Origin of the sequence: Saccharothrix syringae, from assembly GCF_009498035.1 — a bacterium.
Lineage (GTDB): Bacteria > Actinomycetota > Actinomycetes > Mycobacteriales > Pseudonocardiaceae > Actinosynnema > Actinosynnema syringae.
The window spans coordinates 1,522,785-1,539,420 of record NZ_CP034550.1 but is presented as its reverse complement, the minus strand read 5'-3'; the positions used below and the strand labels follow the sequence as shown (position 1 = coordinate 1,539,420).

General features: G+C 73.6%; 18 protein-coding genes. 12 read left to right on the top strand and 6 right to left on the bottom strand.

Annotated elements, in window-relative coordinates; genetic code table 11:
- Positions 1-36 precede the first annotated feature (36 nt).
- Positions 37-1,251 carry a radical SAM family heme chaperone HemW gene (gene hemW / locus EKG83_RS07230; protein ID WP_033427787.1) on the bottom strand — a complete coding sequence of 405 codons (1,215 nt, stop codon included), beginning with the start codon at positions 1,249-1,251 and terminating at the stop codon, positions 37-39.
- A 306-nt stretch (positions 1,252-1,557) separates the two neighbouring features.
- Between hemW and EKG83_RS07225 the strand changes: the two genes are divergently transcribed.
- From EKG83_RS07225 to EKG83_RS07180, 10 genes are all read left to right on the top strand, one after another.
- Positions 1,558-3,252 (top strand): nitrite/sulfite reductase, encoded by a 1,695-nt coding sequence (locus tag EKG83_RS07225; protein WP_033427568.1) that lies wholly within the window; start codon positions 1,558-1,560, stop codon positions 3,250-3,252.
- Positions 3,249-3,407 carry a hypothetical protein gene (locus EKG83_RS07220; RefSeq protein WP_033427569.1) on the top strand — a complete coding sequence of 53 codons (159 nt, stop codon included), beginning with the start codon at positions 3,249-3,251 and terminating at the stop codon, positions 3,405-3,407. Before EKG83_RS07225 ends, EKG83_RS07220 begins: the two co-directional genes overlap by 4 nt.
- The gene (locus EKG83_RS07215) at positions 3,404-4,105 is read left to right on the top strand and encodes a phosphoadenylyl-sulfate reductase (RefSeq protein ID WP_033427570.1); all 702 of its coding nucleotides are present in this window, start codon (positions 3,404-3,406) and stop codon (positions 4,103-4,105) included. Before EKG83_RS07220 ends, EKG83_RS07215 begins: the two co-directional genes overlap by 4 nt.
- Positions 4,102-5,004, top strand: coding sequence for a sulfate adenylyltransferase subunit CysD (gene cysD, locus EKG83_RS07210; protein ID WP_033427571.1), 903 nt, complete (start codon positions 4,102-4,104; stop codon positions 5,002-5,004). The genes EKG83_RS07215 and cysD overlap by 4 nt, the downstream gene beginning before the upstream one ends.
- The gene (locus EKG83_RS07205) at positions 5,005-6,327 is read left to right on the top strand and encodes a sulfate adenylyltransferase subunit 1 (RefSeq protein WP_033427572.1); all 1,323 of its coding nucleotides are present in this window, start codon (positions 5,005-5,007) and stop codon (positions 6,325-6,327) included.
- A gap of 24 nt (positions 6,328-6,351) precedes the next feature.
- Positions 6,352-7,434, top strand: a complete 1,083-nt coding sequence (locus EKG83_RS07200) for an ABC transporter substrate-binding protein (protein WP_033427573.1) — start codon at positions 6,352-6,354, stop codon at positions 7,432-7,434.
- Positions 7,435-7,456: 22 nt separating this feature from the next.
- Entirely contained in the window at positions 7,457-8,245 is a 789-nt protein-coding gene (locus EKG83_RS07195; RefSeq protein ID WP_033427574.1) for an ABC transporter ATP-binding protein, read from the top strand.
- Complete coding sequence (locus tag EKG83_RS07190; protein WP_033427575.1) at positions 8,232-9,104, top strand: ABC transporter permease; 873 nt, start codon at positions 8,232-8,234, stop codon at positions 9,102-9,104. The genes EKG83_RS07195 and EKG83_RS07190 overlap by 14 nt, the downstream gene beginning before the upstream one ends.
- On the top strand, positions 9,101-9,835 hold the full coding sequence (locus EKG83_RS07185; protein ID WP_033427576.1) for a sirohydrochlorin chelatase: 735 nt from the start codon (positions 9,101-9,103) through the stop codon (positions 9,833-9,835). The genes EKG83_RS07190 and EKG83_RS07185 overlap by 4 nt, the downstream gene beginning before the upstream one ends.
- 71 nt (positions 9,836-9,906) lie before the next feature.
- Positions 9,907-10,683 (top strand): enoyl-CoA hydratase-related protein, encoded by a 777-nt coding sequence (locus EKG83_RS07180; RefSeq protein WP_033427577.1) that lies wholly within the window; start codon positions 9,907-9,909, stop codon positions 10,681-10,683.
- Between the two features lie 99 nt (positions 10,684-10,782).
- Here the strand turns inward: EKG83_RS07180 and EKG83_RS07175 are convergent, their stop codons facing one another.
- The 3 genes from EKG83_RS07175 to EKG83_RS07165 are packed head-to-tail and all read right to left on the bottom strand — an operon-like array spanning position 10,783 to position 11,748.
- Positions 10,783-11,055: a barstar family protein gene (locus EKG83_RS07175; protein ID WP_033427578.1), complete on the bottom strand. Its 273-nt coding sequence runs from the start codon at positions 11,053-11,055 to the stop codon at positions 10,783-10,785.
- Positions 11,052-11,498 (bottom strand): ribonuclease domain-containing protein, encoded by a 447-nt coding sequence (locus tag EKG83_RS07170; protein ID WP_033427579.1) that lies wholly within the window; start codon positions 11,496-11,498, stop codon positions 11,052-11,054. Before EKG83_RS07170 ends, EKG83_RS07175 begins: the two co-directional genes overlap by 4 nt.
- A gap of 10 nt (positions 11,499-11,508) precedes the next feature.
- The gene (locus EKG83_RS07165; RefSeq protein ID WP_033427580.1) at positions 11,509-11,748 is read right to left on the bottom strand and encodes a hypothetical protein; all 240 of its coding nucleotides are present in this window, start codon (positions 11,746-11,748) and stop codon (positions 11,509-11,511) included.
- A gap of 68 nt (positions 11,749-11,816) precedes the next feature.
- Here EKG83_RS07165 and EKG83_RS07160 point away from each other — a divergent pair, with 68 nt between their 5' ends.
- Positions 11,817-12,782, top strand: a complete 966-nt coding sequence (locus EKG83_RS07160; protein WP_033427581.1) for a zinc-binding dehydrogenase — start codon at positions 11,817-11,819, stop codon at positions 12,780-12,782.
- Positions 12,783-12,801: 19 nt separating this feature from the next.
- Here the strand turns inward: EKG83_RS07160 and EKG83_RS07155 are convergent, their stop codons facing one another.
- Positions 12,802-13,407, bottom strand: a complete 606-nt coding sequence (locus tag EKG83_RS07155; protein WP_033427582.1) for a DsbA family oxidoreductase — start codon at positions 13,405-13,407, stop codon at positions 12,802-12,804.
- A gap of 153 nt (positions 13,408-13,560) precedes the next feature.
- On the opposite strand from EKG83_RS07155, the gene EKG83_RS07150 reads away from it, so the two are divergent.
- A complete protein-coding gene (locus EKG83_RS07150) occupies positions 13,561-14,991 on the top strand; it encodes an amino acid permease (protein ID WP_033427583.1) in 1,431 nt (476 codons plus the stop codon).
- Here the strand turns inward: EKG83_RS07150 and EKG83_RS07145 are convergent.
- Positions 14,968-16,620 carry a DUF885 domain-containing protein gene (locus tag EKG83_RS07145; RefSeq protein WP_033427788.1) on the bottom strand — a complete coding sequence of 551 codons (1,653 nt, stop codon included), beginning with the start codon at positions 16,618-16,620 and terminating at the stop codon, positions 14,968-14,970. The genes EKG83_RS07150 and EKG83_RS07145 overlap by 24 nt on opposite strands.
- Positions 16,621-16,636: the final 16 nt, after the last annotated feature.

Below are 16,636 nucleotides of genomic sequence, written 5' to 3'. Positions count from 1 at the left end.
CCCGCCCCGGTCGGGCCGGGGAAGGGCCCGCCCCGCTCACGTGAGCCGGTGCACCACGGCGTCGGCGAGCAGCCGGCCCCGGTCGGTGAGCACGCAGCGGCCGCGGTCCAGCTCGGCGGGGTCGAGCAGGCCGTCCTCGGCGGCCACCTCCGCCCCGGCCCGGCCGCCGTCGTCGAGGGCGTCCACCGGCAGGCCGGTGACCAGGCGCAGCTCCAGCAGCACCCGCTCCACGCGCCGGTCGTCGTCGGACAGCACCTCGCGCCCGGCGGCGGGCGAGGTGCCCGCGGCCAGCAGCTCCGCGTACTTCGCCGGGTGCTTGGCGTTCCACCAGCGCACGCCGCCGACGTGGCTGTGCGCGCCGGGGCCCGCGCCCCACCAGTCGCCGCCCTGCCAGTAGAGCAGGTTGTGGCGGCAGCGGGCCGCCTCGTCGGCCGCCCAGTTCGACACCTCGTACCAGCGCAGCCCGTGGGCCGTGAGGGCCGCGTCGACCTGCTCGTACTTGTCGGCCAGCACGTCGTCGTCGGGCATCGGCAGCTCGCCGCGGCGCACCCGGCGGGCCAGCGCGGTGCCCTCCTCCACGATCAGCGCGTAGGCCGAGACGTGGTCCACGCCGGCGCCGCGCACCGCGTCCAGCGAGGCCCGCAGGTCGTCGGCGGTCTCCCCCGGCGTGCCGTAGATCAGGTCGAGGTTGACGTGCTCGAAGCCCGCCTCCCGCGCCTCCCGGGCCGCCGCCACCGGGCGTCCCGGCGTGTGGGCCCGGTCCAGCAGCGCGAGCACGTGGCGGGCCGCGGACTGCATGCCCAGCGACACCCGGGTGTAACCCGCGTCACGCAGGGCCGCGAAGAACGCGGGCGAGGTGGACTCGGGGTTGGCCTCGGTGGTGACCTCCGCGCCCGGCGCGAGGCCGACCGAGCCGCGCACCGCGTCGAGCACGGCGGCCAGCCCGTCGGCGCCCAGCAGCGACGGCGTGCCGCCGCCCACGAACACCGTCTCGGCCGCCGGCGGGGTGCCCAGCACGCGCGCGGCCAGGTCCAGCTCGCGCCGCAGCCCCTCGAGCCAGGAGGCGGGCGAGGCGGAAGTGCCCAGCTCACCGGCGGTGTAGGTGTTGAAGTCGCAGTAACCGCAGCGGGTCGCGCAGAACGGGACGTGCACGTAGACGCCGAACGGCCGGGTGCCCAGGCCGGTGAGGGCGGCGGCGGGCAGCGAGCCGTCGGGGGGCGCGGGGTCGCCGGTCGGCAGGGCGGAGGGCATGGCCTCCATTGTCCCATTTACCAGGGGCAACCCCCGCCGTGACGGCCGTCCCACCATGCGGATGGCGGTGGACCACGGGATGGACGCGTGGCACGCTGAGCGCATGACGTCGAACGGAGTCCGCCTGGTGGTGCGCCGCCACGTCGACTTCCGTCGCGTTTCGAGCGCGATGTGCCGCAACTCGGCCTGACCCGCGCCCGACCTTTCTGTTCCCGTCGGCGCCGGGCGCGCTGACGAGACCCCCACCACGGCTCACCCCGGGACTCGCACGCGCCGCCAGCGCCCCGAAACCCCCGGAGGACGAGGATGGTCCCCCCGACGACCTCGCCAGGCAAGCCGCCTCAGCGCGCCAGGCAGCGCCGAGGTGAGGGGCAGTGGGCGCTGGGCTACCGCGAGCCGCTGAACCCCAACGAGCGGAGCAAGAAGGACGACAACCCGCTCAACGTGCGGGCGCGGATCGAGAACATCTACGCCCACGGCGGTTTCGACTCCATCGACCCGGCCGACCTGCGCGGCAGGTTCCGCTGGTACGGCCTCTACACCCAGCGCAAGCCCGGCATCGACGGCGGCCGCACCGCCACCCTGGAGCCGGAGGAGCTGGACGACGAGTACTTCATGCTGCGCGTCCGCATCGACGGCGGCCGGCTGACCACCCAGCAGCTCGCGCTGATCGGCGAGCTGTCCCAGACCTACGCGCGCGACACCGCCGACATCACCGACCGGCAGAACGTCCAGTACCACTGGATCCGCGTCGAGGACGTGCCCACGATCTGGCAGAAGCTGGAGGCCGCGGGCCTGACCACGATGGAGGCGTGCGGCGACAGCCCGCGCGTGATCCTCGGCTCGCCGGTGGCCGGCATCGCCGAGGACGAGGTCGTCGACGGCACCCCGGCGATCGAGGAGATCCTGCGCCGCTACATCGGCGACCCGCGCTTCTCGAACCTGCCGCGCAAGTTCAAGACCGCGATCTCGGGCCTGCCGGACGTGGCGCACGAGATCCACGACGTGGCGTTCGTCGGCGTGGTCCACCCCGAGCACGGCCCCGGCTTCGACCTGTGGGTCGGCGGCGGCCTGTCCACCAACCCCATGATCGGCAAGCGGCTGGGCGCGTGGGTGCCCGCCGACGAGGTGCCGGACGTGTGGGAGGGCGTGATCGCGGTCTTCCGCGACTACGGCTACCGCCGGCTGCGGCACCGGGCGCGGATCAAGTTCCTGGTCGCCGACTGGGGCCCGGAGAAGTTCCGCGAGGTCCTGGAGACCGAGTACCTGAAGCGGAAGCTGGTCGACGGGCCCGCGCCCGAGGTGCCCGCGGTGCCGCGCGACCACATCGGCGTGCACCGCCAGAAGGACGGCCTGTACTACGTCGGCGCCGCCCCGATCGCCGGCCGGGTGTCCGGCTCGACGCTGGTCGAGGTCGCCAAGGTGGCCGAGCGCGCCGGGTCGACCCGGGTGCGGCTGACCCCGCAGCAGAAGCTGGTCGTGCTGGACGTGCCCGAGGCCGAGGTCAAGGCCCTCCAGGCCGACCTGGCCAAGCTGGGCCTGCAGACCGAGCCGTCGCCGTGGCGGCGGGGCGTGATGGCGTGCACCGGCATCGAGTTCTGCAAGCTGGCCATCGTCGAGACCAAGGCCCGCGCGGCGGAGCTGGTGACCGCGCTGGAGGCCCGGCTCGCCGACGTCGTGGCCGGGGTCACCGAGCCGATCGCGGTGCACATCAACGGCTGCCCCAACTCCTGCGCCCGCATCCAGACCGCCGACATCGGCCTCAAGGGCCAGATCGTCACCGACGAGCACGGCGCGCAGGTCGAGGGCTTCCAGGTGCACCTGGGCGGCGGCCTGGGCCTGGACGCCGGGTTCGGCCGCAAGCTGCGCGGCCACAAGGTCACCGCCGCCGAGCTGCCCGACTACGTCGAGCGGGTGGTGCGCAACTTCGTGGCCAAGCGCGAGGCGGACGAGCGGTTCGCGCAGTGGGTGGCCCGCGCCGACGAGGCCGATCTCAGGTGAGCGAGCGCGCAACCCCCTTCTACTGCCCCTACTGCGGCGACGAGGACCTCCGCCCGCAGGAGGAGCCCTCCCACTCGTGGCTGTGCGCCTCGTGCCGCCGCGTGTTCACGGTCAAGTTCGTGGGTCTCAACCTTCCCCAGGAGGTGCAGCGGTGACCGCCCCCACCAGGGCCGAGGAGCTGAAGGTGATCGCCGAGGCCGCCTCGGTCGAGCTGGCGGACGCCAGTGCCGAGGAGGCGTTGGCGTGGACCGCCCGCACGTTCGGCGACAGCTGGATCGTCGCCTCGAACATGCAGGACGCCGTGCTGATCGACCTGGCCGTCAAGGTCAAGCCGGACGTGGACGTGCTGTTCCTGGAGACCGGCTACCACTTCCCGGAGACCATCGGCGTGCGCGACGCGGTCGACCTGGTCTACCCGGGCGTGCGGATCGTCAACGCCGCCGCCGAGCAGTCCGTGGCCGACCAGGAGGCGGAGTTCGGGCAGCTGTTCAAGACCGACCCCGGCAAGTGCTGCCACCTGCGCAAGGTGGTGCCGCTGCGGCGCGAGCTGGCCAAGTACGACGCGTGGGTGACCGGCGTGCGCCGCGTCGACGCGCCGACCCGGGCCAACACCCCGATCGTGCAGTGGGACGAGCGCAACGGGCTGGTCAAGGTCAACCCGATCGCCCCGTGGAGCGACGACGAGTTCAACGGCTACCTCCACGAGCACGGCATCTTGGAGAACCTGCTGGTCCAGCAGGGCTACCCGTCCATCGGGTGCGCCCCGTGCACGGCGAAGCCGCTGCCGGGTCAGGACGCGCGCAGCGGCCGGTGGGCCGGGCTCGCCAAGACGGAATGCGGGTTGCACGGATGACCACCACAGCTCTGGACACCCTGGGCCGCCTGGAGTCCGAGGCGATCCACATCTTCCGCGAGGTGGCGGGCGAGTTCGACCGGCCGGTGATCCTGTTCTCCGGCGGCAAGGACTCGACCCTGCTGCTGCACCTGGCCATCAAGGCGTTCTGGCCCGCGCCGGTGCCCTTCCCGCTGCTGCACGTGGACACCGGGCACAACTTCGACGAGGTCATCGAGTTCCGCGACCGCGTCGTGGCCCGGCACGGGCTGCGCCTGGAGGTCGCCCGGGTCCAGGACTACATCGACGACGGCCGGCTCGCCGAGCGCCCCGACGGCACCCGCAACCCGCTGCAGACCGTGCCCCTGCTCGACGCCATCACCGGCCACAGGTTCGACGCCGTGTTCGGCGGCGGGCGCCGGGACGAGGAGCGGGCGCGGGCCAAGGAGCGCATCTTCAGCCTGCGGAACTCCTTCGGGCAGTGGGAGCCGCGCCGGCAGCGTCCCGAATTGTGGAACCTCTACAACGGGAGGCACCGGCCGGGCGAACATGTGCGGGTGTTCCCGCTGTCCAACTGGACCGAACTCGACGTGTGGCACTACATCGCCCGCGAGGGCATCGAGCTGCCGTCGATCTACTACGCCCACCACCGCGAGGTCTACCTGCGCGACGGCATGTGGTTGGCGGAGGGTCCGTGGGGCGGTCCCCGCGAGGGCGAGCGGCTGGTCGGCAAGACCGTCCGGTACCGGACCGTCGGCGACGGGTCGTGCACCGGCGCGGTGGAGTCCGACGCCGCCGACATCGAGGCCGTCATCGCCGAGGTGGCCGCCTCGCGGCTCACCGAGCGCGGCGCGACGCGCGCGGACGACCGGCTGTCCGAGGCCGCCATGGAGGACCGCAAGCGGGAGGGCTACTTCTAGATGAGCGACCTGTTGAGGCTCGCCACGGCGGGCAGCGTGGACGACGGCAAGTCCACGCTGGTCGGGCGGCTGCTGTACGACACCAAGTCGGTGCTGGCCGACACGCTGGACGCGGTGCACCGGGCCAGCGCCGACCGCGGCCTGGCAACCCCCGACCTGTCGCTGCTGGTGGACGGCCTGCGCTCGGAGCGCGAGCAGGGCATCACCATCGACGTGGCCTACCGCTACTTCGCCACGCCGAAGCGCTCGTTCGTGCTCGCCGACACCCCCGGCCACGTGCAGTACACCCGCAACACGGTGACCGGCGCGTCCACCGCGCAGCTCGGCGTGCTGCTGGTGGACGCCCGCAAGGGCGTGGTCGAGCAGACCCGCAGGCACGCGGCCGTGCTCGCGCTGCTGGGCGTGCCGCGCCTGGTGCTGGCGGTGAACAAGATCGACCTGGTCGGCTTCGACCAGCCGACCTTCGCCCGCATCGCCAAGGAGTTCACCGCCCACGCCACCGCCCTGGGCTACGCCGAGGACGCCGTGGTGGAGATCCCGGTGTCCGCGCTGGCCGGCGACAACGTGGTGGAGCGCTCCGACCGCACCCCCTGGTACACCGGCCCGACGCTGCTGGAGCACCTGGAGACGGTGCCGGTCGAACCGGACCCGCACGACGCGCCGTTCCGCTTCCCGGTGCAGTACGTGATCCGCCCGCGCACCCCCGAGCACCCCGACTACCGCGGCTACGCGGGCCTGGTCGCGGCGGGCACCGTGCGGGTGGGCGACGAGGTGGCCGTGCTGCCGAACGGGCTGCGCTCCACGGTGACCGGCATCGACACCGCCGACGGCCCGCTGGACGAGGCCGCCGCCGGGCAGTCGGTGACCCTGCTGCTGGAGCACGACCTGGACATCTCGCGCGGCGACCTGATCGCCGCCGCGGCCGTGCCGCCGACGGTGACCGACGAGCTGGACGCCACCGTGTGCTGGCTGTCGGAGAAGCCCCTGGCGCCCGGCGCCCGCGTGCTGGTCAAGCACGGCACGCGCACCGTGCAGGCGATGGTCACCGAGCTGCGCACCCGGTTCGACGAGCAGCGCCTGGCCAGCACCGACGCACCCGCCTCGCTGGCCCTCAACGAGATCGGCCAGGTCGCCGTGCGCACGGCCGAGCCGATCCCCGTCGACGACTACACGCGCAACCGCCGCACCGGCTCGTTCCTGGTGATCGACGCCGCCGACGGCAGCACGCTGGCCGCCGGCCTCGTGGGCGCGCCGCTGCCGGTGCTCGACGGCATCGACAACGACGCGGCCGACGGCCACGCCCTCGTCTCCCCCGGTCCCTGACCACCCAGAAAGGCAACCGCCGCCGTGAGAACCAGACGCACCATCCTGACCACGTCACTGGCCGTACTGACCGCACTCACGGCGCTCGCCGGGTGCTCCCGCGTGGAGCGCGCCGAGGACGCCAACACCGCAGCCGCCGACCAGGGCGCGGCCGCGGAGATCCGCCTCGGCTACTTCCCCAACGTCACCCACGCCGCCGCGCTCATCGGCGTCGACAAGGGGCTGTTCGCCAAGGAGCTGGGCAGCACCAAGCTCACCACCCAGACCTTCAACGCGGGCCCGGAGGCGGTCAACGCGCTGCTCGGCGAGTCGCTGGACGCCACGTTCATCGGCTCCGGCCCGGCCATCAACGCCTACGCCAAGTCCAACGGCGAGGCCGTCCGGCTGGTCGCCGGCGCCACCTCCGGCGGCGCGCAGCTCGTGGTCGCGCCCGGCATCTCCTCGCCGGCCGACCTCAAGGGCAAGGTCATCACCACGCCCCAGCTGGGCAACACCCAGGACGTGGCGCTGAAGAAGTGGCTGGCCGACCAGCAGCTCACCGTCGGCGCGGGCCCCGACCAGGTCAACGTGACCAACACGGAGAACGCGCAGTCGCTCGACCTGTTCAAGAAGGGCGACGTGCAGGGCGCGTGGGCGCCGGAGCCGTGGTCGTCGCGGCTGGTGCTGGACGCGGGCGCGCAGGTGCTGCTGGACGAGAAGACCCTGTGGGAGGGCGGGCGGTTCCCGACCACGGTGCTGCTGGTGCGCACCAAGTTCCTCCAGGAGCACCCGCAGACCGTCGAGGCGCTGCTGCGCGGCCACCTGGCCGCCACCGACTTCGCGCAGAACAACAAGGTCGAGGCCAAGCAGGTGGTCAACGCCGCGCTGAAGAACCTCACCGGCAAGTCGCTGGGCGAACCGGTGCTGGACCGGGCGTTCGACAACATCGAGCTGACCCTGGACCCGCAGGCCAAGAGCTTCCCGCAGTTGGCGAAGGACGCCGTGACCGCGGGCGTGGCGAAGGAGGCCGCGAACGTGGCCGGCCTCGCCGACTTCACGCTGTTGAACAAGGTGCTCTCGGCGGCGGGCAAGCCGACCGTGGACACCTCCGGGCTGGACAAGAAGTAGGCGCGAGGAAGGCAGGCACACCATGACCTCCACGCTCGAACCCGCGACGGCCCGGTCCACCGCGGACGTCGCCGTGACGCTGACCGACGTCCGCAAGGCGTTCGGCCACGGCCCCTCGGCCGTCGTCGCCCTCGACGGGGTGGACCTGCGGGTCGCGCCGGGCGAGTTCGTGTGCCTGCTGGGCGCGTCCGGCTGCGGCAAGTCGACCCTGCTGAACCTGGTCGCCGGGCTGGACGCGCCCACCGCGGGCCGCATCGAACTGGCCACCTCGCGCCCCGCGGTGATGTTCCAGGAGGCCGCGCTGATGCCGTGGCTGACCGCGGTGCGCAACGTGGAGCTGCCGCTGCGGCTCGCGGGCCTCAAGCGCGGCCCGCGCCGGGAGAAGGCCAACGAGCTGCTGTCGCTGGTGCGCCTGGTCGGGGCCGGGCACAAGCGGCCGCACGAGCTGTCCGGCGGCATGCGGCAGCGCGTGGCCCTGGCCCGCGCCCTGGCCTCCACGCTGGGCAGCGCCGAGGAGGGCACGCCCGGCCTGCTGCTGATGGACGAGCCGTTCGCCGCGCTGGACGCCATCACCCGCGACGTGCTCCAGGCGGAGCTGGTGCGGGTGTGGCGGGAGACCAACACCGCGATCCTGTTCGTCACCCACGACGTGCGCGAGGCCGTGCGCCTGGGCCAGCGGGTGGTGCTGCTGTCCTCGCGGCCCGGCCGCGTGGTGCGCGAGTGGGACACCACCACCGGCGACGAGGCCGCGCTCATCGGCGACATCACCGGCCACCTGCGAGAGGTGATCAGCGGTCATGCCGCGGCTTGACACCGACCTGGCGGCCGTCGGCGCCGGCCTCGACGCGCTGGACGCGCCCTCGCAGGAGCAGCGGCCCTCGCCGTGGAAGCGGTTCCTGCGCACCGCCGTGCCGCCGCTGATCGCGTTCGCCCTGCTGCTGGGCGTGTGGCAGCTGCTGTGGGCGCTGGCGCTCTGGCCGGAGTACCAGCTCCCCGCACCCGCGACCGTGTGGGGCTCGGTGGCCGAGGCGATCGAGACCGGCCGCGCGGTGGAGGTGCTGTGGACCTCGGTGCACCGCGCGGTGCTCGGCTTCCTCACCGCCGTGGTCATCGCCACGCCGCTGGGGCTGCTCATCGCCAAGGTGCGCGTGGTGCGGGCGGCCATCGGCTCGCTGCTGACCGGGTTGCAGTCGCTGCCGTCGGTGGCGTGGGTGCCCGCGGGCATCCTGTGGTTCGGCGCGACGCCCGCCACCATCTACTTCGTGGTGCTGATGGGCTCGGTCCCGTCGATCGCCAACGGCCTGGTGGCGGGCGTGGACCAGATCCCGCCGCTGCTGCCGCGGGTCGGGCAGGCGCTGGGCGCGGGTCGCCTGGCCTCGGCCCGGCACATCCTGCTGCCCGCCGCCCTGCCGGGCTACCTGGCCGGGCTCAAGCAGGGCTGGGCGTTCTCCTGGCGCTCGCTGATGGCGGCGGAGATCATCGCCACCTCGCCGCAGCTCGGCGAGGGCCTGGGGCAGTACCTGCACAACGGCTCGTCGCTCAACGACATCTCCATGGTCATCGCGGCGATCTTCCTGATCCTGCTGGTCGGCGTGGGCATCGAGCTGCTGGTGTTCCGGCCGCTGGAGCGCGCGGTGCTGCGGGCCCGCGGTCTGACGGGTGCGCTGTGACCGCGCTGGTGGCGGTGGCGCACGGCAGCCGCGACCCCCGGTCCGCGGCGACCGTGCACGCCCTGCTGGACGTGGTGCGGGCGCTGCGGCCGGAGCTGGACGTGCGGGGCTCGTTCCTGGACCTGTCCGTGCCGCTGCTGGGCGACGTGCTGCGCTCGGTGCGCGCGGACGGCCACCGCTCGGCCGTGGTGGTGCCGCTGCTGCTGGGCCGGGCGTTCCACGCGCGGGTCGACGTGCCGGGCGCGGTGGCCGACGCCCGGCTGCCCGACCTGGACGTGACCATCGCCGACGTGCTCGGCCCGGACCCGCGCCTGGAGTCGGCCGCCCTGCGGCGGCTGGCCTCGGTGGGCGTGCGGTCGGGCGACCGGTCCCTGGGGGTGGTGCTGGCGGGTGCCGGTTCCTCCCACGGGCCGGCCAACGCGCTGGTGTCCTCGATCGCGGCCCGGTGGGCGGCGGGCGCGGGCTGGGCCGGGGTGGAGGCGGCGTTCGCGGCCTCGGCGGCGCCCGACGTGCCGACCGCGGTCGGGCGGCTGCGGGCGCGCGGGGCCGAGCGCATCGCCGTGGCGTCGTGGTTCCTCGCGCCCGGCTTCCTGCCGGACCGGGTCACGCGGCTGGCCGGCCCGGACGCCGTGGTCGCGCCGCCGCTGGGCGCGGACCCCGAGGTGGCGGAACTGGTGCTGCACCGCTACACCTCGGCGCTGTGCGACGTGCCGGTGGCGCGCACCGCCTGACGGGTCGGGCTCGGCCGGTGGGTCGGGCCGCCCGGCGGTGACGGGCCGGGCGCGACCGTAGAGTGCGGCCCATGGCAGAAGAGCTGGTCCACTACGAGGTGCGGCGTGGCATCGCGACGATCACGCTGGACTCCCCCCACAACCGCAACGCCCTGTCCCGGCAGCTGCGCGCCGAGCTGACCGCGCACCTGGACGCCGCCGCGGCCGACGACTCCGTGCGCGTGCTCGTGATCAGCCACACCGGACCGGTGTTCTGCTCGGGCATGGACCTGAAGGAGGCGGGCGGCGCGAGCGCCGACCGGCAGGGGGTCAACGAGTTCCCCGCCATCCTGGAGCGGCTGTGGACCAGCCCCAAGCCCGTGGTCGCCCGCCTGGCCGGCCCGGCCCGCGCGGGCGGCGTCGGCCTGGTCGCCGCGTGCGACATCGCGGTCGCGGTGGACACCGCCACGTTCGCGTTCAGCGAGGTCCGCATCGGCGTGGTGCCCGCGGTGATCTCGGTGACCGTGCTCCCGCGCCTGCTCCCCCGCGCCGCGCACGAGCTGTTCCTGACCGGCGAGACGTTCACCGCCCCGCGCGCCGCCGCCATCGGGCTGATCAACTCCGCGGTGCCCGCCGACGGGCTCGACGCCGAGGTCACCCGCTACACCGACATGCTGGCCCTGGGCGCGCCCGGCGCCCTGGCCGCGACCAAGCGGATGCTGCGCGAGCCCCGGTCGAACGACCTCGGCGGGGTGTTCGCCGACATGCTGGAGCTGTCCGCGCGGCACTTCGGCGGCCCCGAGGGCCAGGAGGGCATCGCCGCGTTCGTCGGCAAGCGCAAGCCGTCCTGGGTGCCGACCGGGGACTAGGACCGGCCGGTGCGCTCGGTCGCGCCGCGCGACGGCCTTACGGGCGGCGACCGCCCCGGACGTGAGGGTCCCTCGCAGGACGAGGCGGGGCGGTGTCGCTCAGTCGGTGTACACGACGGTCAGCACGCGGCCGCCCAGCTCCGCGGTCCGCGCGGCGGCGTCGGCCAGCACCGCCTCGACCTCCGGCACACCGCCCTCCCACACCAGCACGTGCTCGCCCTCGGGCAGCCACGACAGGTCGGTCAGGCTGTCGTGGAGGGCGTCGAGGTTGTGCCCGAACCAGTCGGGGAACCCCAGCGCGTCGGCGATCGCGGCGATGGCCTCCCGCCGGGTGCGCGCGCCCGCCCGCACGTGGTGCCGGTAGGTGCTCACCCGGTCACGTCCACGACGACGAACGACGCGTAGTGGTCACCGGTGTAGTAGACCTCGTCGGCCGAGCCGGTGACCAGGCGCCGCGGGCCGCGGTCGTCGCTGCCGGGCGTGGGCACGGTGTACTCGCGGTAGTAGTCGCCGGACTTGCCGGGCAGCCGCTTCTCCCGGTTCTGGAACGTCGTGCCGTCGTTGCGCGGGTACGGGAACGGCCCGCCGCGCTCGATCAGCTCCCAGGTCTGCCGCACCTGCTCGGGCAGCCGCGACAGCCGTTCCACCGGCAGCCCGGACGACGCGCCCGGCACGTCGGCCGGGCCCTGCGAGGTCCGCGTGGTCGGGGTGGTGCCCGTGGGTGCCGGGTCGGTCGCGTCCTTGGCGAAGTAGCCGACCACGACCAGGACGACCAGCCCGAGCAGCGCGACGGTCAGGCGACGAGCGGGAGTCACGTTCGAGAGCCTACGAACCGACGCGCGTGCCCGGTTCGGCGGGTTCGCCCCGCCCGACGGTCTTCGGCGGCACCTTGGGCACCGGGTTGAACCTGGTCGAGGCGTTGTCCACCACCCGGTCGATCAGCCGGGCCAGTCCCAGGCACAGCGGCAGCAGCACCCCCATGAGCAGGGCGAACTGGAAGGGGAAGGCCAGCTGCGCCATCCACAGCTCGACCCCGTCCCACCACTGCTGGAAGGTCTCGACCACGTCACCGAGCCTAGTCGGGTGACGTGCTTCACCGCACGGTGGCCGCTACCACTCGGTAAGTTGCCCGCATGTTCGCCGTCTACGCAGCCGAGCCGAGCCCGCAAGACCCGATCGCCGCCCTGCGCGTCGGCGACCGACCGGACCCCGAGGTCCCGCCGGGCTGGGTGAGGGTGGCGGTGCGGGCGGCCAGCCTGAACATGCACGACCTGTGGACGCTGCGCGGTGTCGGCATCAAGGCCGAGCGGTTCCCGATGACCCTCGGCTGCGACGGCGCGGGCGTGCTGGAGGACGGCACCGAGGTCGTGCTGCACTCGGTGATCGGCGACCCGGACTGGTCCGGCGACGAGACCCTGGACCCCGGCCGCACCCTGCTGACCGAGAAGCACCAGGGCACGTTCGCCGACCACGTCGTCGTCCCGGCCCGCAACGCGCTGCCCAAGCCCGCCGGGCTGAGCTTCGCCGAGGCGGCGTGCATGGGCACGGCGTGGCTGACCGCGTACCGGATGCTGTTCGTGAAGTCGGGCCTGCGCCCCGGCCAGACCATGCTGGTCCAGGGCGCCTCGGGCGGCGTGGCCACGGCGCTGGTCCAGCTCGGCCGCGCGGCGGGCTTCCGGGTGTGGGTGACCGGCCGGTCGGAGGAGAAGCGGGCGCTGGCGGCGAGCCTGGGCGCGCACGACACCTTCGAGTCCGGCGCCCGCCTGCCCGAGCGGGTGGACGCCGTGTTCGAGACCGTCGGCAAGGCCACCTGGTCGCACTCGGTCAAGTCGCTCAAGCCGGGCGGCATCATCGTCATCTCCGGCGCCACCAGCGGTGACGCCACGGCGGCCGAACTACAGCGGGTGTTCTTCCTCCAGCTGCGCGTGGTCGGCTCGACCATGGGCACCCGCGACGAGCTGCGCGACCTGCTGTCGTTCTGCGAGCTCAACGGCCTGCGCCCGCAGATCGGCGCCGAGCTGCCGCTGGAGCGCGCCGAGGAGGGCTTCCGCGCCATGCTCGACGGCGAGACCGCCGGCAAGATCGTGTTCAGCCGCTAGGCGCGCCCGGCAACCGCGTTCAGCCGCCGGTGCGCAGCAGGTCCAGCAGCACCTCGGGGTCCTGCGCGCCGGCGACGCCGCGGTTGCCCACCACGAACGTCGGCACCGACCGCACGCCGATCGCCAGGCCCTCGGCCAGCTCCCGCTCCAGGCGGTCGGCCAGGTCGGCGTCGGCCAGCGCGTCCGCCGCGCCCGCCAGCCCCGCCTCCTCGGCCAGCCCGACCAGGGTGGCCCGGTCGCCCAGGTCGGCGCCCTCGGTGAAGTGGGCCCGGAAGAACCGCTCGCCCACCGCGCCCTGCACGCCCTGCTCACGCGCGTGCAGCAGCAGCTCGTGGGCCTCGAAGGTGTTCGCCTCGACCTGCCGGGCCAGGTCGTAGTCCAGCCCCACGGAGGCGGCCACCTCCGTCACCCGGGCCTGCGCCTGCCGCGCGCCGTCCGCGCCGAACTTCCCCGCCAGCACCTCGACCATCGGCCGACCGCTGTTCTCGGCGCGCGGGTCGAGCTGGAACGGCCGCCACACCACGTCCACCGGCTCGCCGTCCCACCGCTCCAGGGCGAGTTCGAGCTTCCGCTTGCCCACGTAGCACCAGGGGCACACCACGTCCGACCACACTTCGAGCTGCACGCCCCGGTCAACCCGCCCGGGTGCCCGCTTGTTCCCCCGATCAACGGTCCGATCGCACAAACAGGCGGTTTCACGGTGGTGTGATCGGACAAACCCCGTGGCGGTCAGCGCGCGTACGGTTCGCCGCACCAAGACCATCGAGGGAGCTGGCGCATGACGGTGCAAGGCGGCTTCGGCCAGGGCAGCGGGGTGTTCCGCCGCAAGCCCATCGAGCAGATCGGCGAGGAGAAGACCGGGCTGACCCGCACGCTGGGCCTTTGGCAGCTCACCGCGATCGGCGTCGGCGGCATCATCGGGGCGGGCATCTTCTCGCTCGCCGGCGCCGTGGCGAACCAGACCGCGGGCCCCGCCGTGCTGATCTCCTTCCTCCTCGCGGGCATCGCGAGCGCCGCGGCCGCGTTCTCCTACGCCGAGTTCGCGGGCCTGATCCCCCGGGCCGGCTCGGCCTACACCTACGGCTACGCGGTGCTCGGCGAGATCGTCGGCTGGTTCATCGGCTGGGACCTGCTGCTGGAGTACACCGCGATCGTGGCCGTGGTGGCGATCGGCATCAGCGGCTACTTCAACGAACTGCTCAGCCTGCTCGGCATCGACCTGCCGGTGTGGATGCTCGGCGCGCCCGGCACCGAGGGCGACGGCGTGGCGGCGGGCAGCTACAAGGTGAACCTGTTCGCCGTGCTGCTGTGCCTGCTGATCGCGTTCGTGCTCAACCAGGGCATGAAGAACGCGGCCCGGTTCGAGACCACCCTGGTCTACCTCAAGGTCGCCGTGGTGCTGCTGGTGATCGTCGTCGGCGCGTTCCACATCGACACCGACAACTACAACCCGTTCTTCCCGTTCGGCCTGTCCGGCGCGTTCACCGGCGCGGCCACCGTGTTCTTCGCGGTGTTCGGCTACGACGCGATGAGCACGGCCGCCGAGGAGTCCAAGGACTCGCAGCGGCACATGCCCAAGGCGATCATCTACTCGCTGGCCGTGTCCATGGTGCTCTACGTGCTGGCCTGCCTGGTGCTGACCGGCATGGTCAACTACCGGGACGTCGACTCCGAGAGCGCGTTCACCTCGGCGTTCGTCGACATCGGCCTGCCCGCGCTGGGCATCGTCATCTCGGTCGGCGCGGTGCTGGGCATCACCACGGTGCTGTTCACCTTCCTCATGGGCGCGGCGCGCGTGGGCTACTCGATGTCCCGCGACGGGCTGCTGCCCGGCTGGTTCGCCAAGACCCACCCGGTCAAGCACGTGCCCACGCGCATCACCTGGGTGCTGGGCGTCGCGTCCGCGCTCATCGCGGGCTTCCTGCCGATCGCCGAGGCCGCGGAGCTGACCAACATCGGCATCCTGCTGGCGTTCGTCGTGGTGTGCGTGGCGGTGATCGTGCTGCGGTACAAGCAGCCGGACCTGCCGCGCACCTTCAAGACGCCCGGCATGCCCGTCGTGCCGGTCATCGGCGTGGTGTTCTCGCTCTGGCTGATCACCTTCCTGGCGCCGGAGACGTGGCTGCGGTTCGGCGTCTGGTTCGCCATCGGCCTGGTCGTCTACTTCGGCTACGGCAGGCGCAGGTCAGTCCTCAACCGCCAGGACTGACGCGCACCACCCGTCGACCACGTCGGCGAGCACGGCCATCGGCAGCGGGCCGCCCCGCAGCACCAGGTCGTGGAAGGCCCTGATGTCGAAGCGGTCGCCCAGGCACCGCTCCGCCTTCCCGCGCAGGCGCTGGATCTCCAGCCGCCCGACCATGTAGGACAGCGCCTGCGCGGGGTTCTCGGTGTACCGGTCGACCTCGGCGAAGATGTCCACGTCCGGCATCACCGCGTTGGCGCGCAGGTAGTCCACGGCCTGCTGCCTGGTCCAGCCCAGCGCGTGCAGGCCGGTGTCGACCACCAGGCGGGCGGCGCGCAGCGAGTCGCCCGACAGCATCCCCAGCCGCGTCAGGTCGTCGCTGTAGAGGCCCATCTCGTCGGCCAGGCGCTCCGAGTACAGCGCCCAGCCCTCCAGGTACGCCTCGATGGAGGCGAAGCGGCGCAGCAGCGGCAGGTCCTCCACCTGCTGGGCCAGCGCGATCTGGAAGTGGTGGCCCGGCACGCCCTCGTGGAACGCGGTGGCCTCGGCGCTGAACCGCTCGCGCTGCTCGGCGAGGTGGGTGTTGACGAAGTAGGTGCCCGGCCGGGAACCGTCCATCGCCGGGTCCACGTAGTAGGCCAGCGGCGCGTTGGGCGCCTCGGCCGCCGGCACCTCCACCACCGCGCACCGGCCCCGCGGCAGGGTGCCGAACCAGTCGGCGGCGACCGCCTCGGCCCGCGCGACGGACCGCCTGGCCTCCCGCAGCATCTCCGCGGCGCTGCGCCACCGCAGTCCCGGGTCGGCCAGCAGGCGGGCGCGCACCTCGGCGGCGCCGACCGGGCCGAACACGCGCGCGCCGACCTCCTCGTACTCGCGGTCCAGCGCCTCCACCAGCGCCAGGCCGGTGCGGTGCAGCTCCTCGGGGCTGTGGTCGGTGGTGGTGTGGACGCGCACCAGGGCCGCGTAGACCCGGTCGCCGTCGGGCAGCCAGCACAGGCCGGGCTGCTCCTCGCCGCGGCCGCGGTCCAGGACCTCGGCGCCCAGGAAGTCGCGGTAGCGGGCGACGGCCGGGCGCACGGCGTCCCGCAGCAGCGCGGCGCACTCGCCCGCCAGCGGCGTGCCCGCCAGCGGCGCGGCCAGCGGGTCGTCGTCCTCGGCGCCGTTGCCCTGGGCGAGGTAGCGGTCGAGGCGGGCGATGGCGGAGGCCACCAGGTGCCGCACCGGGCGGCGGGCGGACTCGCGCTGCCTGCGGGCCAGGGCGTCGAGGCAACCGGGTAACGCGGCCAGCCGGGTCAGGTAGGCGCGGCGGGCGCCGTCGTCGGCTGGGCGGATCAGCGGCAGGGCGGCCAGCAGCAGCACCACCGGGGCGTTCAGGCCCTCGGCGTGGGTGTGCTCGACCAGGTTCGCGTCGATGCGGTGCACCAGGCTCCACGCCTGCTGCGCCACCACCGCGCGGGTCACCGGGTCGTCGTCGCCCTCCTCGGCGCGGCGGGCGACGTCGTGGGCGCGGGCCCGCAGCGCCCGCTCACCGGCCGCGCCGTGGTCCGGCAGCCGGTCGTCCCAGCCGGGCAGGCCGAGCAGGGTCGCCATCACCGGGTTGGCGTCCAGCACCAGGGTCAGCAGCTCGTCGGCGAGCTCGCGCGCTGTGGTCACGCGCACATTCTGCGGC